Below are 22,879 nucleotides of genomic sequence, written 5' to 3'. Positions count from 1 at the left end.
AGATTTCTTCGCAATCCGTCCCGCTTTGGTCGCATTGAAGAATTACGGCTTAACCATTCCAACGCTGGGGGGCGTCGGATTCGAGGGACAGAAATCAACCCGACCAATGATCCCGCACGGGGTCGGTCGATGGGGGATCCGATGGCTAAGACGACCGGCAACCAAAAGCGCAAACCGTGGTTTTCCTACATCCTGATCATCATCGCCCTTGGCAGTGTGATCACGTTGTTCAATTCCGGTGCGCTTAATGCCGGCCGCGGCAGTTTTGGCCTTTTCGTCACCGACATGTTCGACACGCTGATCTCCGGGCGTGCGGACGCCGAGCCGGATCAGCCGACCGCGGTCACCCTGGCTGATATCGGCGAGAGTGACGGCCTCTTCATCGCCGGTTACCCCTCCTACGCCACCATCAATCTGCCGACGGTTCGCGACACGCCTGTCAGCCAGGTCCGCCTAGTCCTGCAGGGGACGCAGGACCTGTCCGACAGCGCCATCGCGGCCATGCGGGTCGTGGTCAATGGTGAGCGCGTCCTGGAGCGGGTCCTGGTGCCCGGAACCCGCGAGTTCCGCTGGGTGGTCGCACTGCCCGAGAGTGCTCTGCACGGACAGGAGCTGAATGTGGGTATCCAGCTGCACGGCGATCTGCCGGATGCGCTTTGCCACAATGACCGCTCAATCGGCGCCGTCGTGACCCTGGATGCACGCTCCGGCATCGAAATGGATCTGCGCAGTGCTGTGTCCTCCCTGCGCGATGCGGTCAGCTTGCTGCCTTCGGAAGTGACGATTGCCGTGCCGGCGACCGGCAATGCGGATTTCGTGCCTCTGGCCATGCGGCTGGGCGCGCGCATGACGCAGCGCGGCTATCAGGTGAAATTCATGGATCTGGAAGAGCTGGGTCGCTATCGCCTGGCGACACGCGGCCTGATCCTGCTCGGCTCCGAAGCCCAGCTGACGGCTGGTGGTTTCGAGCGCTTTGGCGATGACCAGCATGGCGGCGCGGCAACCCTGTGGCGCCAGGGCGATTTCGTCCATCTCGGCCTGACAGAAGCGGATCGCATGGATGTGGCTGATTTCATAACGTCGGACATGCTGCCACTCGCCCGGACGGCCTTTGTTTCGCCGTCGCAATTCGTCGAGTCCCATGATGATGCGCTGATGACCCGTTTTGGCGATATCGGCGTGGATACCTCCATCCAGCGTATTGCCGAGGCGCGCAGCTGGGATATCGGCTATGGCCTGGCCGGCCTGCCGGGCGGCCGCGTGCCGGACCGCCTGCGTCTGGCCATCCGTCTGCCGGAAGGACCCGGCGACTTTACCAATCTGGTCCATACCGAGCTCAATGGCGTGTTGATCGACAGCCGCCACATGGAAACGGGCCGGCTGAACATGTTCACGCTGAATTTGCCGCATGAAGTTCAGAATCTGCGCAATGATTTGCGGGTCTCGGTTCAGCGGCACCGCGAAGCGGGCGGCTGCACCATCACGGCACGCCGCTACCCCGTGCAGCTCTTGCCGGAATCGGGCTTTCTCTATGATGAGGTGTCCGAGCCGCTGGCTGGCCTGGCCGGGCTGCCGCATCTCTTCCGCGACCGCGTCGCTCTGCGCTTCCCGTCCGGTCTGGAAGGCCGGGAACGTCTGGCCGCGCTGGAACTGGGTTCGGAAGTGGTCGCCAGTTTCGTGCCGCTGACCGCGGTGATTGATTTCGATTATGTCGATACCGCAGCGGGCCGGGCCAATGACGCGATCGAGCCCTTTATCGCGATCAATCACGCGCCATCCAATGTCATCCTGCCGATCGGCATCGAGGGTAACCGTCTGGCCATGCGCGATACGCGCCGGGTCAATAGCGCGGATATCCGGTCCGTCTCCAATGTCGGTATTTTGCAGGCCGTGACCGCAACGCTGGCGCGTCCGGGGCCGGGCCAGCCGGATCGGATGGTCGATATCCCGGGATTGGTGGCTCATGCGCTGGGCACGCCGCCTTCGCTGATGACCTCACCAATCGGCCAGGAGCAGGTCTCGGTTGTGCATGATGAAGGCGCGGTCCTGACCCTGGACTAGCCGGCAGCGGGCTTTGCCCGGCGCGCGGCACGGACCGGCCTTGTTGTCACTGCCTATTTCACGATGACCGGCGGTTTTTCGACCCGCTCGATGCTTTCCCCTGCCGGGACCGCAAGTGGTTTGGGCGGGTCGAAGCGCCGCTCTTTTGCCGAGCCCGGATAGACCAGGGTCAGTGTGGCGCCGAGCGTGTAGTAGGACCGCAGCAGGCGGAAAGCCATATAGGCTGGCATGTAGAGGATCAGGTCCGGGCGGCGCCAGAAGGCGACCACCGCACAGGCCATGATGAAGGGCATGCCGAACATGACAGCCAGTACCGTGGTCAGGTGCGGGTGGTCGTAGATTCCCCCGTACAGGAAGAAGAGCACGGCGCCATAGATCGCCAGCGGCGCCATCATGGCGCGTCGGGCTCCATTGATCAGGGTGAAGGGCAGCACCACCGCGCCGGTGATCAGATTACCCTGGAAAAGCATGGCGCGATTGTGCGCCGAGACGTGATAAAGGCTGCGGAACCATCGGGTGCGCTGCTCGCGCAGGAAATCCATGCTGTCGGGCACTTCGGTTCGGAATTTCACGCGCGGGTCCGAGACTGCGCGATAGCCCAGATTGGTCATGCGCAGGACGATATCCGTGTCCTCGCCATTCATCTCCTCGACAATACCGCCAGCTTCCATCAACACCGCTCGGCGATAGATGCAGAACATGCCGGGAATGCCGAGAATGCCGTTGAAAGCGCCCAGCGCGACCTGGAAGAAGCCATGCCGGTTGAGCACCTCGATCGTGCGGAACTTGTCCAACAAGCCGGTTCTCTTGAGGGGCAGGGGCAGTCCACCCACCACGCCAACGGTGGCGTTGGCGAAATGGCGCATGGCGAGGCGCAGGGATTTCGGGTCGATCTGGGTGTCGGCGTCGATGCGAACGACATAGTCTTCGCTGATCAGTTCAAGGCCGTGATTGAGGGCCTTGGCCTTGCCGGGGATTGCGCTTTCTATGACCTCGCCACGGGCGCAGCGGCATTTGGCAATGGCCTGCCGGGCGATCTCCGCCGTGTCATCGCTGGAGCAGTTCTCCATCAACAGGATACGCACCGTTCCATCATAATTGGCCGCGGCCTCGTCAATGGCGTCGATGGTCTGGGCGATGAGATGGGATTCATTGTGGGCCGGAATGAGGACCGCAACCGGTGGCGAATAGGCGCGTCGACGTGACAGGGCATTGCGCGCCGTTCCCACCGCAGCCAGCTGTACGGTAAAGAATTGCTGCGCCAGGAAGACGCCTGGCCCCATACCGCCGAGCAGGGCGAGATTGCGCAATTGCTCGACTTCAGCGTCGTAGAGCGTGATCGCAACCACGGCCCCGATGGCGGCGACCAGGGCCGCAGCGCTGACCATCCAGTATTCGTAATAGCGCCCCCGGCGGCGTACAGGCGACCCGCACGGGCCAGGCAGACGGGCCTGGTTGAGCACGGTATGGGGAAAGATCGCCAGTCCGGAGAGGCCGACGAGGATTTGTTGCACGTGCACCGGCCAGACCGCGTCGGCCTGCTGCCAGGACAAGAGCGCGGCACCGTCGACGATCGCGGCGACACCCGCCAGTTTGATCAGGAAGCTGAAACCAAGTTTCAGGCGGGCCAGGATAGGTCCATGCGCATACGCTGCGTAGATCACGAAGAAGATGACCAGGAAGATGCGGATGGGCAGGACCGCATTGAACCGGTCTGCGGTGAAGAAGATCAGATCGGTCGGAACGCTGCCCGGCCATTGCGCATTGGCCCAGGCCGCGGTCGAGAGCGCCAATATGGTGAGGGCCAGAAAGCTGATCAGGAAGCCGTCCGTCGCTGAACGGTCGCGCTTGACGCTGATCCCCTTGGGGGCGCTGTCGACGGAGCGGAAGAAGTCAGCGGGTCGGGCGGCCTTGCCCGTACCGGACCGGTGCTGGCGATCCTTGCCTGCCATCTGAACTCCTGTCTCACAACGACTTTGCCGGCATGACCGGCAGCTGAATGACTGCGCCCAATTTCGGCCCGGAAGCCACCCTAAGACTTGAAAATATCAACATTAAGGCGTCGAGGCGATGGCGAAAGTCCCGCTGCGGCGATAAGCTTGAAGCAACTATACGGCATCTCGGGGGATCCGCCATGAAACCTTCCATTTCCACCCTGCTGGCGGGCGCCGCCGCCCTGTCCCTGATTCCCGGCGCGGTCAGCGCCCAGGACGCCCGGATTGAATTCCGGTCGGACAACGCCGTGCAACGGTCCGACCCTTTCATCGATCAGGACGTTCTGGAGCCCCAGGGCGCTTTTGATCTGGAGACGGGATTCGACAGCAATAACTGGCTGCGCATCGTCAAGCCGGTTGGGGCCGGCAGGGTCTGGCGGTTTGAGCAACAGGCCCGCCTGCGCCTCTATGAGGACCGGGACGATCTCGACTCCATGCTGTTCACGCCGCGCGTCCAGTACTGGGCTCCGGTGGGCGAGCACTGGCAGATGCGCGCGATCGCCGAGGCCTCTGTTCTCAATCGTGATGGCGACCGCCACTACACACGTTTCCAGGCTGAGGGGCAGATGCGTTACCGGCCCGCTGACAATCGCGAAACCGTGCTGCGCCTGCGGGCCAACCAATATGATTTCGGCGACCAGGTCGTCACCGGCTTGGACCAGACCCAGTGGCGGGCCGGGATCGAGCAATATGGCTATGGTGAGAACAGGCGCTCCGGCTGGTATCTGGCCGGCTTCTTCACTTCATCGAGTGCCGATGCCGACCGGTTCAGTTTTTCTGAAACCACCCTGCGGGCCCGGTCCTGGCAGCCCTTGGGGGAGGACACGCGCGGCGAGCTGCGTCTGGAAGCCTCCCAGCGCAGCTATGACGGTCCGTTCTCGGCAGTTCAGATGTATGAGCGCGAGGACAGACGCTGGCGCGCGACCGGCCGTGTCGAGCACGGCCTGACGGAGCAGGTCACGCTCTATGGCGAAGCGGGCTATGTCGACAATGATTCCAATATCGATCTGCGCAGTTATTCCGGTGCCGTCTTCCAGATCGGCATCCGCATCCAGAATCGCTGACCGGGAGCGCTAGCCGCCGACGATACCGTAGGCACCGCCACGCTCGATGGCCGCCTTGTAGGCGGGGCGGGCGTGCATGCGGGCGACATAGGCAGTCAGATTCGCGTAGCGCTCGTCCAGCCCGCCACGCGCCACGGCGGCCTCGAGCGGGAATGTGAGCTGGACATCCGCACCGGTAAATTCTGGTCCGGCGATCCAGTCGCGACCCTCAAGATAGGATTCGATGTAGCCGAACAGGGACGCCAACTCCGGGTCAACAAAGCCGTCGCGGAGCCGGCTTGCGACCTGCTTGATGATCGGCTTGACGAAGAAGGGCGCCTTCGATTTCTCGATCTGGCCTGTCAGCAGCTTGATCAGAAGCGGCGTCATCAGCGAGCCCTCGGCGAAATGCATCCAGTATACATATTCACGATGGGCTTCGGTGCCGGCAGCTGGCTTCAGGCCCGGCGCATAGGTGTCGACCAGGTATTCGACGATGGCACCGGACTCGGCGATCACCAGGTCGCCATCCGTGATCACGGGCGATTTTCCCAAGGGATGAATGTCACGCAATTCCTTCGGCGCCCGCATCGTGGTGGCATCGCGCTCGTATTTGCGGATGTCGTACTCGAGCCCGATCTCCTCCAGCAGCCAGAGAATGCGTTGGGACCGGGAATTGTTGAGATGATGGACGGTGATCATGGGGCTCTGCCTGTCTGACTGGATTTGGTCACCAAATAGGGGCCCTGGCGGGAAAGGCAAAGCCAAGGGCAATCAAAATCAGTCAAGCTGGACGTCAATCACATCCGGACTTGGCGACGACCAGCCCGGAACTGGCTGGTCCAGCTCGAATCCGAGATGACCGAGAAGGCGTTCAAGCCCGTCCACAAGTTCGGCCTGGCCATCGGCGAGGTCCAGCAAAGTATAGCGTGAAAGAGCGAGCGCATTGCCGACATGGGTGTGCCCGTGATCCGCGAGCCGGAAGGCGAATTCGAGCAGATGGCGTTGTCGCGAACACAGGCTCACGACGTCGCGGTCCAGAAGGGACCCCTGGGGCGGCGGGGCGAAAGATCGCAGCGGTGCACTGCCTGCTTCCTCATCCCGATCAGCGGCGAAGGACGCCATTGCAAACCCCATTTATTGCGTGTCGCGTTCAAGTCAACACAACATATAGTGGGGCGGGTCGCCGGGCGCATAAATGCATATTCTATGCATGGCGGGCTTTGCCTGTGGAAAACCGGAGTGGCGCAGCGGTCGGATACGACTCAGATGTCGGACCAGCTCACGGCCATGCCGAGCCGGCGGAAAACATCGGTCCAATAATCCTGAAGCGCGCCGCGCTGCTCCGCTTCCCAGCTGTCGCGGGGGATGAGCTGGATCTCCAGATAAACCCCGCGCAGGCTGTCGCCATAGGTGTCGCGGATGGCCGTTGCGACGTCGTCGGCCGGCGGGATGCGATCTTCAAGAGCGCCACGTCGGCGGCCATAGACCGAAAAGATGTCCGAGTTCTGCAGCATGTCGGAGACCAGCACGATGCGGCGACCGGGAATGGTCGCATCGAAGCTCGGGTCCTGGGCAAGCCGGGCAAGTGCCTCGATGATCGGGCTGGACGGGGCGTCCTTGGGCAGAACGAGATCGGCGAGGGCACGGTCGAGGGGGTCCGCAAACAGCGCCTCATAGCGGGCCTGGACGCGTTCCGGGTTGCGATAGAGCGGATTGACCTGTTCGCCAGCGCCGGGATTGCAAAGGGAGAAGCTGTTCGTATTGCGCAGCTGCCCGCTCTCATTGAGTTCGTAGAGGGAAAGGCGCTCGCCGACAGCGAGCGTGTCGCGCTGCGCCAGGATGAGACCTTCAATCCCCTCGGCCTGTTCAGCCGAGTAGAGATCGGTCTTGTCGATGACGACCGCCCGATGGGGCGGGAAGGAATCGGCCAGGCACAGGGTCTGGCTGTCATATTCCTCCGGCGTCAGCGTGAGGTAGAGATAAGTGATGCCTCCGAGAACCGCAGCTATGATTGCCAGGTTCAACAGGCCTATGGCGTCGCGTCCGGACATTGCCCCCTCCGTCGCTCCCCGTGAGCGCGCGGGCCAGCCCGGCCCGCGCGGCGCACCTTAGCGGCGCTCGCTCGGACCGGCCAAGTCCTGACAGATCTCATCGAGCAGATTTTTTGCCTCGACCAGTTCTTCCAGTTCCGGCTGGGAGAGCTTGCGGGCGTCTTTCCAGCCCGCTTCCAATGCCTTTTCGAGGTCGCGCGACGCTGCTTCCAGGCGACGGGTGACACCGCCATAGCCCGGGATGGCATCGTCGAAAGTGCGACCCTTGAAGGCTGCAATGGCGGCGAAGGTCGTGCCCAGAATGAAGAGCAGCAGGGCTTCCAGCGTCTGCAGACCGAACGGATTGCTCCGCGCTTCGACGACCGGTGTCAGCACGGTCCCGGTCATCTCTGCACCGCCGAGTGCCAGCGTGGCCGCGTTCAGCTCGAGCAGGTCGCGGAAATGGGCCGCGGTCAGATTGAGCAGGATGAGGAGGGCGATGCCGACCGCTACCCCCGCGGCTGCCAGACCGGAAATGATCGGGCGGTTGCGGTTGGACATGTGGCGAAGACCAATGAAGCCGACCAGGAAGAAGGCGGCGATGACATTGGTGAATGAGACAGTGATCGCCTGCAGCCAGCCACCGAGCAGGCCGAGGTCCGAGCCCGTGGAGAAGAAGTAGGCATTGGCCAGGCCTTCAAACAGGACAAGGGTCGCCAGTACCGAGAAGTGCAGGATGTGCGAGCTGGGATAGATGGCAGCCCGGTCGATCGGCTTGACGGCCGGCTTGTCTGTACCGGCCGTATCCTCCACCGCACCACCCCAGGTGCGTCGGAATTTCAGCAGGTCTTCACGGCGGGCGCGAGCAATGGCTCGGGCGCGACCCAGCTGGATAAGCGCAGCGGGTGACCGCGTTTCGCGGAACTCGGCGAGATCCGGACGCAGTTCCAGATCGGCTTCGATAACATTTTGATCTAAGGGCATGGCCTCCCCCTATTTCGACCAAGCCGGATTGGCTCTGACACCATGGTTAATTTGCAATTGTGAAGCGAAATGGCTCGGATTGCGGCAATTTTGAGGGGAAACGTGTCTCATTTGGCGGGCAAGCTATTGAAGTCCGGTCATCCGCGCCGCACCTTCTCTGGCAAATCAGCGTGAAGGGGGAGTTCATGTCCGGTATCAAGACATCGCGCAGAGACGTGTTGAAAGGCGGCGCAATTGCTGCCGTGACCGCCGGTACAGCAGGCCCGGCCCTGGCAAGGCAGGAGGCCGCCTCTGCCGCGCCGGCAAGTGCGCCCGCCGTCACGACCGAGGCGCTGCACTGTGCCGAGTCGCTGTTCGATGTCAGCTACTCCGATGCCGAGCGGGAAATGGTCGTCGCTGAGATCGATGGCTGGATCGACCGCATGACTCGCCAGCGGGCGCACGCCAAACCCAATACATTGTCACCCGCGACGGTCTTCGACCCGCGTCTGCGGTCGCGCAGCTATCGCGACCAGGGCAATGCGCTTGTCCCGTCCGGTGTTGACGCCGGCCCCCTGCCGTCCGACCCGGCGCAGATCGCCTTTGCGCCGGTCTGGAAGCTGGGGCAATGGCTGCGCCGCGGAGCTATCACGTCTCGTCGCCTGACCGATATTTATCTCCAGCGGATCGAGGCTTACGGCGCGACGCTGGAATGCTTCGTGACGGTAACCCCCGAGATTGCACGCGCGCAGGCCGACGCCGCCGATCGCGAGCTGGCCGCCGGCCAGGACCGTGGGCCGCTGCATGGCATTCCCTATGGCATGAAGGATATTGTGGACGTCGCCGATGTCCGCGCAACCTGGGGCGCCACGCCCTATCAGGACCGGATTGCGGAAATTGATGCGACGGCGACCGTCAAGCTGCGCGAGGCCGGGGCTGTCCTGCTGGGCAAGACCACCAATGGCGCCATCGCCTATGGGGATCGCTGGTTTGGTGGCATCACGCGCAATCCCTGGAATACCGAGGAAGGCTCCTCTGGCTCCAGCGCCGGCTCGGCTTCGGCCACGGCCGCCGGCCTGGTTGCCTTCGGAATCGGTACCGAGACGCTGGGCTCAATTGTGTCGCCCTCCAATCGCTGCGGCACAACCGGTTTGCGACCGAGTTTTGGACGCGTCTCGCGTCATGGTGCGATGGCCCTGTGCTGGTCGCTCGACAAGATCGGCCCGATTTGCCGCTCCGTCGAGGATACAGGCTCTGTCCTTGCCGCGCTGAACGGGTATGACGCGGCGGATGCCGGTTCGCTCGCGCTGGGGCTGGAAATCGATGCCGGACGATCCGTCGCCGGTATGCGTGTTGGCTATAACCAGGCCTGGTTCGATTCCGGAACTGACGCGGACCGTGCCGCGCTTCAGGCGGCGCGCGACGCCGGTGTGGAGCTGGTCGAAATCGAATTGCCAGCCTTGCCCTATGACGGATTATTCGCCGTCGTGGAGGCTGAATCGGCGGCGGCCTTCGAGCATCTCACCCTGTCCGGCGAGGATGACAGCCTGGTCTGGCAGGATCCGGCGGCCTGGCCGAATACCTGGCGTCGGGCCCGTTTCATCTCGGCGGTGGACCTGATCAATGTCGATCGTTTCCGTCGCGAAGTGATGGAAATGATGGACGGGGTGATGGAGGGGCTGGACGCGCTGATCGGGCCCAACTTCGCCAATGCGCTTCTGGTCATCACGAATTATACCGGCCATCCACAACTGGCCTTCAAGTCAGGCTATAATCAGGTGCCGACGCGCTCGATTTTCGGCGACCCGGCTGGTGAGCGCGCGACGCCACACCGTGTGCCCCAAACCACCAGCCTCTGGGCGCCGCTGTTCGAGGAGGGCAATCTGGTCGCGCTGGGGCGCGAGCTGGAGCGCCGCCTTGCTGTTGCCGATGATCATCCGCCAGCCTTCCTCTAGGAGTTCGCCATGAAATTCTACGATTACAACGCCGCGCCAAGCCCGCGTCGGGCCCGCATCCTGATGGCCGAAAAGGGTGTTGCCGTTGAGACGGAGCAGGTGGACCTCGGCACCAAGGCGCAATTCGAGGAGCCCTACCGAAGCATCAATCCGCGTTGCACCGTACCGGCGCTGGCGCTCGATGACGGCACGGTCCTTTGTGATAATGCCTCGATTGCCCGCTATTTCGAGGAAGTCTATCCCGACCCGCCCATGCTCGGCCGGACGCCGGTTGAAAAAGCGCTGGTCGCGGAGTGGACCGCGCGGGTTGAAGGTGAGGGCCTGATGGGGGTTGCCGAAGCGCTGCGCAACCGTTCCGAATTCTTCAAGGATTCCTCGGTGACGGGCCCCAATCGCTATGCCCAGGTGCCAGAACTGATCGAGCGGGGGCGGGCGCGAGCGTCTGCCTGTCTCCAGGACCTGGACGCGCGGCTTGGCGAGGCCGCCTATCTGGCCGGTGACGCCTTCTCGGCCGCCGACATCGCCGCGTATGTTTTCGTCGACTTCACCGCCTGGATCAAACTGCCCATGCCCGAGGGGCTCGATAATCTCGCGCGCTGGCGTGAAGCGGTTGGTGCTCGCCCCAGTCTCCAGGCCTGATCTGCCGCCGACCGGTCAGGATTGCCGCGTCGGATAGATGGTCTCGCCTTTCAGGCGCAGCTCGAACAAGTCCGGTCGGGAGTAATGCCCGGCCGGGTCACACGCCGATTTCGCCTTGCGGATTTCCTCGAGACTGGCGGTCGCATAAAGGATGGTTTCGCCGTTGGCGGGGCCGGCGATGATCTCGCCGCGCGGATCAATGATCACGCTCTGTCCGGTATGCTCGATGGTGCTGAGCGGTTTGAAACGGTCGGGCACGTGGGTATGCAGCCGCAGGCCGGCGGGGGCGATCACATAGGCGCCGGCCTGACTTGCGAACGCGCGGGACAGGAGGACCTGGCGTGACCAGACGGGGTCGTTCGGCGCGATTTCCGGTTCGCGTCCCGGCCAGGCGGCAACATGGAATTGCGTGCCCTGGCTGATCAGCGTGAAGCCGGGCAGGACAATATTGTGTTCCCAGCAATTCAGCCCGGAGAGCCGGCCAAAGGGTCGGGCATGAACCACCAGCCCTTCCGCATCTCCGTCCGCCCATACCGAACGCTCATGATGGGTGGGTTTGAGCTTGCGGTGTCGCCCCAGCAGTTCGCCTTCGCGGGATATGAAGACAAGGCTGGCATAGACCGAGCCCTCGGTCGCCGGATCCAGCTCGGCAATCCCGATCACGACATCGGTGCCGGCCTGGCGTGCCGCACGACACAGATCGGCGATTTCCGGGCCGTCCAGCCTGACCGCCTGTTCGACATAGAGCGCCGCGGCCTCCCACCAGAGGTCGCTCAACGGGGCCTCGATGAAAAAGGGATAGCCGGGCAGCCAGGTCTCGCCGAAAGCGGCGAGGTCCGCCCCGCTCCGGCCAGCTTCGGCAATCAACGCACAGGCTTTCTCGGTCGAGGCCTTGCGGTCAAAGAAGACTGGCGCGGCCTGGATGGCCGCGAGCTTGACCTGTTTCACTCCGACGCTCCGTTTTCCCGGGCGCCAGGATCGTATTCTTCGAACCAGCGCAGGATCTCTGCGACCTTGGTCAGAAGGCGACTGGGCCGCGAGTTCGAGATGCCATGGAAACTCTCGGGAATGATGACCAGACGCGTCGGCACACCGTTCAGGTGGAGCGCGGAATAGAACTGTTCGGTCTCGGCCCGTGGTGTGCGCATGTCGGCGCCGCCGACCATCATCAGCGTCGGTGTCGAGACTCGGCCAACCAGGGACAGCGGAGACCGGCGCCAATACTCGTCAGGGTCCTCCCAGGGGGCGCTGGCGAACCAGTAGCGGTAGAAGAATTGCGGCAGGTCGGAATAGAGCACGAAGCTCGACCAGTTGATCACCGGCTTGACCGAAGCGGCGGCTGCAAAGCGGTCCGTATTGCCGATGATCCAGGCGGTGAGAAGTCCGCCGCCCGACCCGCCGGTGACGAAGAGCCGGTCGGAATCGATGAAGCCGCGCCCCAGCATGTGATCGACCGCCCCCATGAGGTCGTCATAATCCTCGCCCGGATAGGCGTGATGGATGAGGTTGGCGAAGTCATAGCCATAACTCGTTGAGCCACGCGGATTGGTATAGACGACGACATAACCGGCCGCAGCCATGAGCTGGAGCTCAGCGGAGAAGGTCGGCCCATAGGCGGTGAAGGGGCCGCCATGGATCTCCAGGATCATCGGCCAGGTCCGGCTGGGGTCGAAGTCGGGCGGATAGAGGACCCAGCCATAGATGTCTCGACCGTCGGCGGGCGAGGCCCAGCTGATCGCCTCGGCCGGAGAAAGGTCGACGTCGGACAGGACATCACTGTTGAGATCGGTCAGTCGGGCTGTCTCGCCTCCGGCGTGCACAATCGCCAGCTCGGCCGGCTGTTGCGGCGAGCCCGGCGTAAAGGCGACGTCGCCGGCATTGGAGACGCTATAGGACCCACCAGTATAAGGGCGTCCGAATGTGGCGCCGATCAGTCCGTCTGCGACAATGCTCAACTCGCCATCGAGATTGACCCGTCCGACCCGCGTCGTACCGCGATCATCAAACTGGACATAGAGGCTGGCGCTGTCGGCGGCCCATTGCGGACTACCCACAGATCGATCGAGCGATGCGGTCAGCGACCGGGTCTCGCCGGTCTCGGTCGAGCGCAGGTAAAGCTCGGTATTGTGATAGCCCATGCGGCGGTCATCAAAGCCGAGATAGGCAATCCAGCGCCCATCCGGTGACGGGCGCGGGGAGGCATCAGGGCCGCGACGATCGGTCAGCTGGGTCACGCTGCCGGTCACCATGTCCAGGCGGTGCAATTCGGTGTCCGGCGGAAGTTCCCCCAATTGCTCGCGACGGTCGGCGGAAAACAGGAGCGCCTGGCCATCTGGGCTGAACGCGAAGTCGCCGGATCCGCCAAGCGCGTCCTGACTGAGTGGTTTGACGTCGCCGGTTTCCAGCTCGACCAGGTAGAAATACTGCGTGCCGGGCGGAATGGCACCGGCGCCGTCGAGGCGGAAAACGAGTCGGTTCTCGACCTCGGCAGAGGGCGCGCGGTCGGCACCTTCCGGGATAGCGGGCAGGGCGGCTGCCGCCAGTCCGGGCTGTGCCCGGAAGACCGAGTAGGCGAGATGACGCCCGTCTGGCGACCAGGCCAGGCCGCCCGGCGCGCCGGGCAGGTCGGTGACATGGCGGTCATCCCCGTTCAGGGCGCGTGTGCGCAGGCTGACGCCCTGCTCGTCAGCGCGGGTATAGGCGAGGTATTGGCTGTCGGGAGACCATCGCGGCATGCCTGTCAGAATGCTTGGCTCGGTCAGGGGCTGGTGGCCGCTGCCATCCGGTTCGATGAGCCAGATCGACGAACGGGTTTGGTCGAGTGCCGCATCGTTTGTGCGCCGCACATAAGCGATGGCGGAACCGTCCGGCGAAATCTGTGGTCCCGAAACGGCTTCGAGCTGGAAGACGCTTTCTGCTCGCAGGGGTGTGTCAGATTGGCCGCATGCTGCGCCAGCAAAGGCGATCACCGCAAGAAGTCCAGTTATCGGTTTGAACACAACCACTCTCCATCCGTCCCCGTCGCGCGAAACACTGCGCGCTCGTCCCTCATGTCACACTCGCCAGGTAAAGCTGTGGCCCGACGGCAACAAAGCGCCAAAAAGCGCGCCAATTCGAGCCTTGGGTGCGGTTTTTCGTGTGGGCGACGCAGCAAATGTGCTTCACCCAAACCTGCAATTGGATCAAGTTGCAAGCGTATGATGGGACAAAGCCCCATTTGCCGCACCAAAAAAAAGATTGGCGCCATGATCGCCATCCCAACGGGAGGAAGTTAGAGAATGTCATCCACCAAACGCACACTTCTGTTCGCGGCTGCTTCGGCAATCGCGATTTCTGGCGCCTCGGCTTTTGCCCAGGAAGCCCGCTCGGTCGACATCATCACCGTGACTGCTCAGAAGCGCGAACAGGGCATCCAGGATGTCCCGGTCGCCGTGACCGCTTATAACGCGGAACTGCTTCAGAATGCCGGTGTCCGCGACCTGAAAGACCTGGCCGTTATCGCGCCGGGCATCAATGTGACCTCGACCTCGAACGAATTCGTCACCACGGCCCGCATCCGCGGGATCGGTACGGTTGGCGACAATCCGGGCCTCGAATCATCTGTCGGCATCGTCATTGACGGTGTGCCGCGCGCCCGCAATGGCGTCGGCTTCAATGATCTCGGTGAGCTGGAGCGCATCGAAGTCCTGCGCGGCCCGCAAGGTACGTTGTTCGGCGCCAACACCTCGGCCGGCATCATCAATGTCGTGACCAAGCGCCCTGAGTATGAGTTCAGCTCCCATGCCGAGCTGGATTACGTTGCCGGCGCAGAAGAGGGTTACGGCATCGCCGGTGGCTTCACCGGTGGGATCGACGATAACCTGGCGATGCGCGTCTTTGGTGCCTATCGCGAGCGCGACGGCTTCCAGCAGGTTGAAACCTTTGGCGGCCCGCGCACGGAAACGCGCGATGGCGATCAGGACTATTATACCCTGCGCACGCAATTCCTCGTCGACTTCGCCGACAATGTGAATCTGCTGCTGTCAGCTGATTACACGAAGCGCGAAGAGTTCTGCTGTGGTGCGCCGAGCCTGGTCTCCGGCCCGACCGCGTTCGCCATCAATGGCCTGGTGCCGGGTGCGCGTCCGCTTCCGGGGGCTGAAGATCCGTTCAGCCGCGTCATCCAGTCCAACCGGGACACCGGCCAGAACATCATCGACCACGGTTTCAGCGGCGAGCTGAACTGGGAATTCGACAATTTCGACATGACCGCAATCGTGTCGGATCGCAGCTATTCCCTGCGTTCCGGTCAGGACACCGACTTCACGGGTGCCGATATCGTGTTCCGTGACGCGTCCAACAACACGTTCGATTTCGACAATACGACCTTCGAGCTGCGCTTCTCCGGTGAAGGTGAAAGCGTCGACTGGATGGTTGGCATGTACTATTCGGACGAAGATCTCGAGCGCGGCGATGCGATCCAGATGGGGTCCGTCTTTGAACCCTATCTCGGCCTGCTTGGTGGCAGCCCGACCCTGGTCACCGATCTGGCCAATGGTCTTGGCTTCACTTTCATCCCGGGCTTCGGCGGGATCGCACCGGGTTCGGGCACGCCGCTTGGTGGCGGCAACCCGCTGGGCGATACCTTCACCCAGCAGGGCGAGAGCCTCAGCTTCTTCACGCACAATACCTGGCACGTGCTGGAAAACACGGACATCACCTTCGGTCTGCGTCATACCAGCACCGACAAGACGGCGACGTTCGACTTTGCGGACAGCTCGGTGCCGGCCTGTGACGTCTGGGAAGCCGTGTTCGGCGATGCCCTGGACTTCTCGACTCCGCTCAACCAGGCAATCCTGAGCGGCTTCTCGGCCGGTTCCGGCGTGGCTGTGGCCGACCTGGTGACCTTCGGCACCTTCACCTGTCTGCCGTTCTCGCGTGATGTCTACTCGCAGATCGACAACACGCAGTCGCTTGAGGAAAACGAGATTTCCGGCCTGCTCTCGATCTCGCACCGCATCAATGACGACCTGCTCGTCTATGGTACGTTCTCGCGCGGCTACAAGGCTGGTGGCTTCAACCTGGACCGCTTCACGCAGGCGGGTTCCTCGGCGGTTGATTTCCAGTCTGTCCTGGCTGACCCGACGAGCTATCCGGCACGTTTCGATCCGGAAATCGTCGACAGCGTCGAGATCGGTTTCAAGACCGAATGGCTCAATGACACGGTGCTGGCTAACCTCTACCTGTTCAGCTCTGACTTCGAGACCTACCAGCTGAACACGTTCAACGGCATCGGCTTCTTCGTGACCTCGATCGACGGTGCGTCGACCCAGGGTGCGGAAGCCGAAATCCTGTGGCTGCCGGAGAGCATGCCGGGCCTGACCCTTCAGGGCGGTGTGACCTATGCGGACGCGCGCTACGACAATTTCGCGCCGACCGGTACGGCTGATGTGGACCGTCTGTCCGGTCAGAACTTCTCTCTGGCTCCGGAATGGTATGCCTCTGGCTCGGTCTCCTACACGGGCCAGCTGGACAGTGGCATGAACTGGCTCGCTCACCTCGACGCGCGATGGTTGTCCGAGCAGAACACCGGTTCGGATCTCGATCCCGAGAAGCAACAGGACGCCTATGCGGTCTTCAATGGTCGCGTGGGTCTCAGTGCCGACGACGACGCTTGGTCGCTCGAGCTGTGGGGCCGCAACCTGCTGGACGAGGAATATGTCCAGGTCGGGTTTGACGGACCGTTCCAGCCGGGTTCGTTCAACGCATTCCTCGGTGCCCCGCGCACCTATGGTCTGACCCTGCGCGTGCGCAACTAGGCACATCGCAACCAGATGCTTGAGGGGCCGGAGCGCAAGCTCCGGCCCTTTTTGTATCGTCAGGCGCTGCTTGCCCTATGGAGGTGCCTGACCTTTAATGTTATTTCCCGAGTGGACGTTGGCCTTCAATCTGCCGTTTTCCGGTGATGACTGGCCATTCTCTATGGATGAATCATGGTCGACCTCGCGATGACACCCCGCATTCAAAAGACGCTGCTGATGGCGGCCGGAATCGTCCTGTTCACTGCCGTGATCCTGTTTTCCTTCGGGCCGTTCTCCGTTGGCGCCATTGAAACGCGCCTGGCTGCAGGCGCCCGCGAGGCTCTGACGCTGCGCGGGCATGACTGGGCCAGTGTCCGGATGGATGGTCAGCGGGCCATTCTTACCGGCGCCGCGCCAGACGACGAGGCGCGGGCCGACGCGCTCGCCACGGTCCTGGCCTCCACCTGGAGTGGCGGTGTGGTCGCTGGCGGCGTGACGCGGGTCGTCGATGAGACGCTCGAGGCCCGCCTGCAGTCGGGCTTCATCTTTCGGGCCGATGTCGCCATGAATGGCCGGGTCCTGGTCCGAGGTGATGCGACAGATGCCGGCGCGCGCGACGCGATTGCCAGCTATGCGGCGGCCAATTTCCCACAGGGCGCGGATACGGATCTCACGCTCGTGCCGGGTGGTTCCGCGTCACCGGACTGGGAGGAGGCGGCGAAGCGTCTGCTCGGCCAGTTGGCGAGGCTCGATCGCGGTGCTGCCGTGCTGCGCGGTGAGCAGGGCGCCCTTGTCGGTGACGCACCCAATCCGCAGGTTGCGCAATCGGTCAGCCAGGCACTCGGCACCATGCCGGAGCCGTTCCGGGCTGCCAGCGTCGTGACACCATCCGGCGCGCCTGCGGTTGTCCGTGTCGAGGATGTGGCGGCCTGTTCGGCGGTCATCCTGGCGGCTCAGGGGACTGAAACGCTGCGCTTCGAGCGGGCCGGGTCTGCGCCCAGCCCCTTCACGTCGGTGGCGTTGCGCCGGGTCGGACGCATGTTTGCCGCCTGTCCGGATGGAGCCGCCATGACGGTGTCCATTCGCCGTGAGTCCGATGACGCCGAACTTGATAGCGACCGGATCGCGGAAGTGGCGAGTCTGGTCGGCGGCAGCGTCACCGAGGATACACGTATTTCAGTTGTGCTGGTGGACAGCCAGGACAGCGCCATATCATTTGCAATCGCGACGCTTGAGGGCTGAGGCATGTTTTACCTTATCTGGGAAATGGGCATTTTGCTGTTACTGGCAGTCGGATTCGGCGTTTTCGTTGGATACCAGCTCTGGTCCGGTGACGCGCGCAGCGCCGAGGCCGATGCGGCCATCGCCGAGAATGCCCGTCTGCGTCAGGAAAACGAGAATCTGGCCCGTCGTCTGGGCGATGCCGAGAGTGCAGCCACCAGCGTCGCTCTCGCGTCCGAGCTCACGCCGGCTCGGGCCGAGCGTCCCGAAATCGCGATGCCGGACCCGGTGCCAGCGCCGGAAGTGCCGGCTGACAAGCCGGTCGCAGCGGCAAAGGCGACTGCGAAATCAAAAGCCAAGCCGGCCACCAAGCCAGCCCCGAAGCGAGAGTCCAAACCGGCATCCAAGCCTGCGTCCAAGCCGGCCGGGAAGGCGTCGGCATCCGATGATCTGGGCGCCATCAAGGGCTTGGGTCCGAAAGCTGCGGCTGCACTGAAAGCGGGTGATGTGACATCGGTCAGCCAGATCGCGGCGTGGACGGACGCCGATATCGACCGCTGGGATGACGCCATCAAGGGGCGTGGTCGTATCCGTCGTGATGACTGGGTCGGGCAGGCGAAGGCGCTGGCTGGCTGATCCGTCATGGACCGGGACGGTTTCAATCAGTTCTGCAGCGGGTTGGTCGCGACGTCACATGTTGTGCAGTGGGGCGGGGCGGATGTCTGGAAAGTCGGCGGCAAGGTCTTCGCCGTCGCTGGATGGTCCGATAGTGACCATGCGGGCATTTCCTTCAAGGTAACGCCACTTTCCTTTGAAATTCTCAAGGAGCAGGACGGGCTTCGTCCCGCGCCCTATCTCGCATCACGGGGCATGACCTGGATCCAGTCCTTTGAGCCGGGAGCTCTGACGGATGATGATCTACAGGCCTATCTCGAGCGCTCACACGCCATCATCGCATCGGGATTGTCCAAGAAAAAGCAGCGTGAACTGGGTCTGTTGCCAGAGGCCTGACCGGGGCTAGCCACCGGCCGCATTGGCGAGAATCTCGCGGGCATCATAGACGCGAACATCCTGCGGCCGCGGCCCTGAGCGGACGAGGATTTCCAGTGAGACGGATTTCTCTCCGGCCGAGGCGTCGAAATTCAGTCCGACCCCGATGCCGCGGGATGAGTATCCGCGAGAGCCCGTGGAAATCCCGACGCCGGTCGAGACGCCGACCGGATTGCGATCATTGCCCTCGGCATTGCGGCTGCTGACCAGGAACCACTCGCCGCCCTGCTCGAGCGTGACCTCGGCCGCCCGGCGCAGCGCCATCAGCTCAACTTCGTCAAACTCCATGTCCGACCCGGCCTCGAATCGAATCCGGAACCGGTCCTGCTCAATGCGTGTCTGCGACCAGCCGCGATCACTGCCATTGGCTGGGCCGTAAGTGGTGGGTGCGGAGACGCAGGCGGCCAGGCTGGCCGCAAGGACGAGCGGAAAGATCAGGTGACGCATGGCGGGCTCCTTGGACAGGGTTCGGAAAGAACCCTGCCACAGCCCGCCTGACGCGTCGATGAATGCTCATTCCGCCGCTTCCGGCTCCATCCCCATGCGTTCCAGCAGCACCAGGGCGCTGTCGGCTATGACAGTGCCGGGCGGGAAGACGGCGGCGGCGCCCATCTGGCGCAGGACGGGCTCGTCGTCTGGCGGGATCACGCCGCCGACAATCACCAGGATGTCCTCCCGGCCCTGATCGGACAGCGCATTGCGCAATTCCGGCACCAGCGTGAGGTGGCCGGCCGCCAGTGAGGACGCCGCGGCGGCGTGCACCTTCTCCGCGACAGCCAGGGCGGCGGCTTCTTCCGGTGTCTGGAAGAGTGGTCCGACGACAACCTCCCAGCCGAGATCGGCATAGGCCGAAGCGACGACTTTCTGGCCACGGTCATGGCCGTCCTGACCCAGCTTGGCGATCAGGATTTTCGGCTTTTCGCCAAATCGCGCCTGGAATGCTTCGGCGAGCGAACGGGCTTTCTTGACCCGGTCATCATCGCCGGCGACCTCGCCATAAACCCCTTTGACCGTCTTGATCTTCGCGACATGGCGGTTGAAGGCGATTTCCATCGCATCGGAGATTTCGCCGACGGTGGCTTTGGCACGGGCCGCGTCGACCGAAAGGGCCAGCAGATTTCCGTCTCCGGTGCGGGCTGCCTCGGTCAAGGCATCCAATGCGGCCTTGAGCGCCTTGGGATCGCGTTCGGCACGCAGGCGGTCCAGTTTCTCGATCTGCTGTTTGCGAACGAGGTAATTGTCGACCTTGAGGACGGGCACATCCTCTTCCTCGTCGAGGCGGAACTTGTTGACCCCGGTGATGGTCTGGCGGCCGCTGTCGATCATCGCCTGGGTCCGGGCGGCCGCTTCCTCGATGCGGAGCTTGGGAATACCGGCCTCGATGGCCTTGGCCATGCCGCCGAGCTCGTCGACTTCAGCGATGTGATCCAGCGCCCGGGCCGCCAGGTCATGGGTCAGGCGTTCGATGTAATGGCTCCCGCCCCAGGGGTCGATCGCGTCGCAGAGATGCGCTTCGCCGGCCAGGAGGAGCTGGGTATTGCGGGCTATGCGGGCCGAGAAGTCGGTGGGCAGGGCCAGCGCCTCGTCGAGTGAGTTGGTGTGCAGCGACTGGGTGTGTCCGTCCACCGCGGCGATCGCCTCCAGGGTCGTCCGCCCGACATTGTTGAACACATCCTGCGCGGCCAGAGACCAGCCGGAGGTCTGGCAATGTGTGCGCAGGCAAATCGACTTGTCGGACTTCGGGTTGAAGCGTTCCTTGACCAGCTTGGCCCAGAGGAGGCGTGCCGCGCGCAGCTTGGCGATCTCCATGAAGACATTCATGCCGATGCCGAAGAAGAAGGAGAGCCGCGGTGCAAAACTGTCGACATCGAGGCCGGCATCAATCCCGGTCTGGATGTAGTCCAGCCCGTCGGCGATCGTATAGGCGAGCTCGAGGTCGGCCGGAGCGCCCGCCTCCTGCATGTGATAGCCGGAAATCGAGATCGAGTTGAAGCGCGGCATGTGCTCCGACGTGTACGCGAAAATGTCCGAAATGATCCGCATCGAAGGCGTGGGTGGATAGATATAGGTGTTGCGGACCATGAACTCCTTGAGGATGTCGTTCTGGATCGTCCCCGAGAGTTGTTCCGGCTTCACGCCCTGTTCCTCGGCAGCCACGATATACAGCGCCATGATCGGAAGGACGGCACCATTCATCGTCATCGAGACAGACATCTGGTCCAGCGGGATGCCGTCGAACAGGGTACGGGTGTCATAGATGCTGTCGATGGCGACCCCGGCCATGCCGACATCGCCGGCGACACGGGGATGATCCGAGTCGTATCCGCGGTGCGTGGCCAGGTCGAAGGCGACCGATAGCCCTTTCTGACCGGCGGCCAGATTGCGGCGATAGAAGGCGTTGGAGTCCTCTGCCGTCGAGAAGCCGGCATATTGACGGATCGTCCAGGGGCGCTGGCCATACATGGTGGGGTAGGGACCACGGACGAAGGGAGCGGCGCCGGGGACAGTGCCCAGGAAGTCGATGCCGGCTGTGTCCTCGGCGCGATACTGCGACCGGACCGGGATGCCCTCGGCTGGCGTCCAGGGTTCGCGGGAGCCGGCGCCAGGGCTGCCGGCCTGGCCGAGACCGATTGTTGTGAAGTCGGGCGCCGTGGTCTCGGTTGCGGTGATGTCGGTCGGTCGGGTCATTGGGCGGCCTCCATCGCGGGCTCGAAGCCGGCGGCAAAACGCGTCGCGGTCAATGCTCCTTCCGGCGCGTCGATCTCGGGCCACACGCCATCTGTCTCCACGGGTCTCGGATCGGGGTCCTTGTACTGTGTCACGCCGAGAATTGGCGTCTGGCCGCTCTCGATACGGGCCAGGTGCGCGGCACGCGAAATGGCGATCTCGCCTTGCAGCCAGCCCGATGCGAAGGCCTCGACAAGACCACCTCGGCGCTCGATCTCCTGGAATAGCGACCAGGCCTGATTGGCCAGGCTGTCAGCCAGGGTCTCATGCAGGTAGGAGCCGGCCGCCGGGTCAGTGACCTTGCCGAGATGGCTTTCCTCGGCCAGCAGGATGTGAAGATTGCGCGCCACGCGACGGGCAAACCGGGTCGGCCGGCCGATCGCATCGGTCATGGGGCGAACCGTGATCGCGTCTGCGCCACCGGCAGCCGCAGCAAAACCGGCGCAGGCATTGCGGACAAGATTGGTCCAGGCATCGCTCGCCGACAGCATGCGTCCGGCGGTGGTCGCGTGCAGGGTCAGGCGCCGCGCCTCGCCTGTGGCGCCAAAGCTCTCGGCGATCCGGGCAAAGATCCGGCGTGCGGCGCGCAGTTTGGCGATGGTGAGGTGAATATCCGCATCGGCAGCGAGCCGGGCCTCGATGGCGCGAGCGGCTGAACTGGCGTCCAGCCCGGTCTCCATCATCACCCGCATATAGGTCGCGGCGGAGCCTGCCATGATGGCCAGCTCCTGCGTTTCGCTGGCGCCGGCCTCGAACATGTGGGCCGCTTCGCAGCGGAAAACTTTCAGATTGGGGAAAGCGGCGTGCGTCAGCCCGGTCAGTTCTGCAGTCTTGGGGAAGCATTGTGCCTCCAACGCGACGCCTTGGCGGGCCGCGCGCTCGATCGGGTGAAGGCCAAGCCCGCCACTGACCGTTTCACCATCAATCCGGCGGCGAGCGAGAAGTGCGAGAAGCAGATGGGCGTGATGACCCTGACCGCCGACACTGTCCAGATGGATCGGGGCGAGGGTGAGATCAACGCCCTTGAGCGCCGTATCCAACAGGTCGATTTCATTGGCCTTGAGCCCGTGAGCCCCGGTTGGGTCCAGCCGCAATTCCAGCTCCGACACACCGCCCATGAGATCGTCCAGCGCGGCGGCATTGGCGGCCCCGGGCGAAGCCTCGACAAGCGTCTGGCGGATGCCCCAAGGCAGATAGAGATCGCGCGGGGCTGCGTCGACAGCATGGGCAGCATCAGGGCGGCTGAAGAAGGCCGGACCGCGCTCGATACCGTCGATCGTCGAGCGGCCGAGTGTCTCCGCAAAACCGGCGCCGCGCAGCGCCTTCTCGGCCAGGGCGGCCCAATTGTCGGGCGATTGCGACGGGAAACCCCCGGCGAGGCTGCGGATAGAGTCGGTCATGCCCGAATGTCCT

18 protein-coding genes are annotated in these 22,879 nt (G+C 63.5%); 8 read left to right on the top strand and 10 right to left on the bottom strand.

All coding sequences use genetic code 11. The annotated features are described in order from the left end of the window. The first annotated feature begins 141 nt into the window (after positions 1-141). On the top strand, positions 142-2,061 hold the full coding sequence (locus JXQ94_RS13740) for a hypothetical protein (protein ID WP_421924359.1): 1,920 nt from the start codon (positions 142-144) through the stop codon (positions 2,059-2,061). A 53-nt stretch (positions 2,062-2,114) separates the two neighbouring features. On the opposite strand, the gene JXQ94_RS13735 is transcribed toward JXQ94_RS13740, so the two are convergent. Next, entirely contained in the window at positions 2,115-4,013 is a 1,899-nt protein-coding gene (locus JXQ94_RS13735; protein WP_421924358.1) for a glycosyltransferase family 2 protein, read from the bottom strand. Between the two features lie 182 nt (positions 4,014-4,195). Here JXQ94_RS13735 and JXQ94_RS13730 point away from each other — a divergent pair, with 182 nt between their 5' ends. Further along, on the top strand, positions 4,196-5,119 hold the full coding sequence (locus JXQ94_RS13730; protein ID WP_421924357.1) for a hypothetical protein: 924 nt from the start codon (positions 4,196-4,198) through the stop codon (positions 5,117-5,119). A gap of 9 nt (positions 5,120-5,128) precedes the next feature. Here JXQ94_RS13730 and JXQ94_RS13725 read toward each other — a convergent pair whose 3' ends face one another. The 4 genes from JXQ94_RS13725 to JXQ94_RS13710 form a co-directional block, all read right to left on the bottom strand. Then, positions 5,129-5,800, bottom strand: coding sequence for a glutathione S-transferase family protein (locus JXQ94_RS13725; RefSeq protein WP_421924356.1), 672 nt, complete (start codon positions 5,798-5,800; stop codon positions 5,129-5,131). Between the two features lie 78 nt (positions 5,801-5,878). Beyond that, positions 5,879-6,223, bottom strand: coding sequence for a hypothetical protein (locus JXQ94_RS13720; protein ID WP_421924355.1), 345 nt, complete (start codon positions 6,221-6,223; stop codon positions 5,879-5,881). Between the two features lie 140 nt (positions 6,224-6,363). Then, complete coding sequence (locus JXQ94_RS13715; protein WP_421924354.1) at positions 6,364-7,152, bottom strand: hypothetical protein; 789 nt, start codon at positions 7,150-7,152, stop codon at positions 6,364-6,366. A gap of 57 nt (positions 7,153-7,209) precedes the next feature. Next, complete coding sequence (locus JXQ94_RS13710; protein ID WP_421924353.1) at positions 7,210-8,115, bottom strand: hypothetical protein; 906 nt, start codon at positions 8,113-8,115, stop codon at positions 7,210-7,212. A gap of 185 nt (positions 8,116-8,300) precedes the next feature. Here JXQ94_RS13710 and JXQ94_RS13705 point away from each other — a divergent pair, with 185 nt between their 5' ends. Next, the gene (locus JXQ94_RS13705; protein ID WP_421924352.1) at positions 8,301-10,049 is read left to right on the top strand and encodes an amidase; all 1,749 of its coding nucleotides are present in this window, start codon (positions 8,301-8,303) and stop codon (positions 10,047-10,049) included. A gap of 9 nt (positions 10,050-10,058) precedes the next feature. Continuing rightward, positions 10,059-10,688 carry a glutathione S-transferase family protein gene (locus tag JXQ94_RS13700; protein ID WP_421924351.1) on the top strand — a complete coding sequence of 210 codons (630 nt, stop codon included), beginning with the start codon at positions 10,059-10,061 and terminating at the stop codon, positions 10,686-10,688. Positions 10,689-10,703: 15 nt separating this feature from the next. On the opposite strand, the gene JXQ94_RS13695 is transcribed toward JXQ94_RS13700, so the two are convergent. Both JXQ94_RS13695 and JXQ94_RS13690 read right to left on the bottom strand, forming a co-directional pair. Beyond that, positions 10,704-11,636, bottom strand: coding sequence for a carbon-nitrogen hydrolase family protein (locus JXQ94_RS13695; RefSeq protein ID WP_421924350.1), 933 nt, complete (start codon positions 11,634-11,636; stop codon positions 10,704-10,706). Further along, positions 11,633-13,687, bottom strand: coding sequence for a S9 family peptidase (locus JXQ94_RS13690; RefSeq protein WP_421924349.1), 2,055 nt, complete (start codon positions 13,685-13,687; stop codon positions 11,633-11,635). Before JXQ94_RS13690 ends, JXQ94_RS13695 begins: the two co-directional genes overlap by 4 nt. A 279-nt stretch (positions 13,688-13,966) precedes the next feature. Here JXQ94_RS13690 and JXQ94_RS13685 point away from each other — a divergent pair, with 279 nt between their 5' ends. The 4 genes from JXQ94_RS13685 (at position 13,967) to JXQ94_RS13670 (ending at position 18,700) form a co-directional block, all read left to right on the top strand. Then, a complete protein-coding gene (locus tag JXQ94_RS13685) occupies positions 13,967-16,486 on the top strand; it encodes a TonB-dependent receptor (protein ID WP_421924348.1) in 2,520 nt (839 codons plus the stop codon). A 174-nt stretch (positions 16,487-16,660) separates the two neighbouring features. Next, positions 16,661-17,710 (top strand): hypothetical protein, encoded by a 1,050-nt coding sequence (locus tag JXQ94_RS13680; RefSeq protein ID WP_421924347.1) that lies wholly within the window; start codon positions 16,661-16,663, stop codon positions 17,708-17,710. Between the two features lie 3 nt (positions 17,711-17,713). Beyond that, positions 17,714-18,325 carry a hypothetical protein gene (locus JXQ94_RS13675; RefSeq protein ID WP_421924346.1) on the top strand — a complete coding sequence of 204 codons (612 nt, stop codon included), beginning with the start codon at positions 17,714-17,716 and terminating at the stop codon, positions 18,323-18,325. A gap of 6 nt (positions 18,326-18,331) precedes the next feature. Next, complete coding sequence (locus JXQ94_RS13670; RefSeq protein WP_421924345.1) at positions 18,332-18,700, top strand: MmcQ/YjbR family DNA-binding protein; 369 nt, start codon at positions 18,332-18,334, stop codon at positions 18,698-18,700. A gap of 6 nt (positions 18,701-18,706) precedes the next feature. Here JXQ94_RS13670 and JXQ94_RS13665 read toward each other — a convergent pair whose 3' ends face one another. From JXQ94_RS13665 to JXQ94_RS13655, 3 genes are all read right to left on the bottom strand, one after another. Further along, entirely contained in the window at positions 18,707-19,186 is a 480-nt protein-coding gene (locus JXQ94_RS13665; protein WP_421924344.1) for a CC0125/CC1285 family lipoprotein, read from the bottom strand. Positions 19,187-19,252: 66 nt separating this feature from the next. Beyond that, the gene (scpA, locus tag JXQ94_RS13660; RefSeq protein WP_421924343.1) at positions 19,253-21,427 is read right to left on the bottom strand and encodes a methylmalonyl-CoA mutase; all 2,175 of its coding nucleotides are present in this window, start codon (positions 21,425-21,427) and stop codon (positions 19,253-19,255) included. Further along, complete coding sequence (locus JXQ94_RS13655) at positions 21,424-22,866, bottom strand: methylmalonyl-CoA mutase family protein (protein ID WP_421924342.1); 1,443 nt, start codon at positions 22,864-22,866, stop codon at positions 21,424-21,426. Before JXQ94_RS13655 ends, scpA begins: the two co-directional genes overlap by 4 nt. Between the last annotated feature and the right edge of the window lie 13 nt (positions 22,867-22,879).

This window comes from Maricaulis maris (genome assembly GCF_049116555.1).
GTDB classification, from domain to species: Bacteria; Pseudomonadota; Alphaproteobacteria; order Caulobacterales; family Maricaulaceae; genus Maricaulis; species Maricaulis maris_C.
Note: the sequence above shows the minus strand (reverse complement) of the source record. Positions and strands in the feature narration are given on the sequence as shown.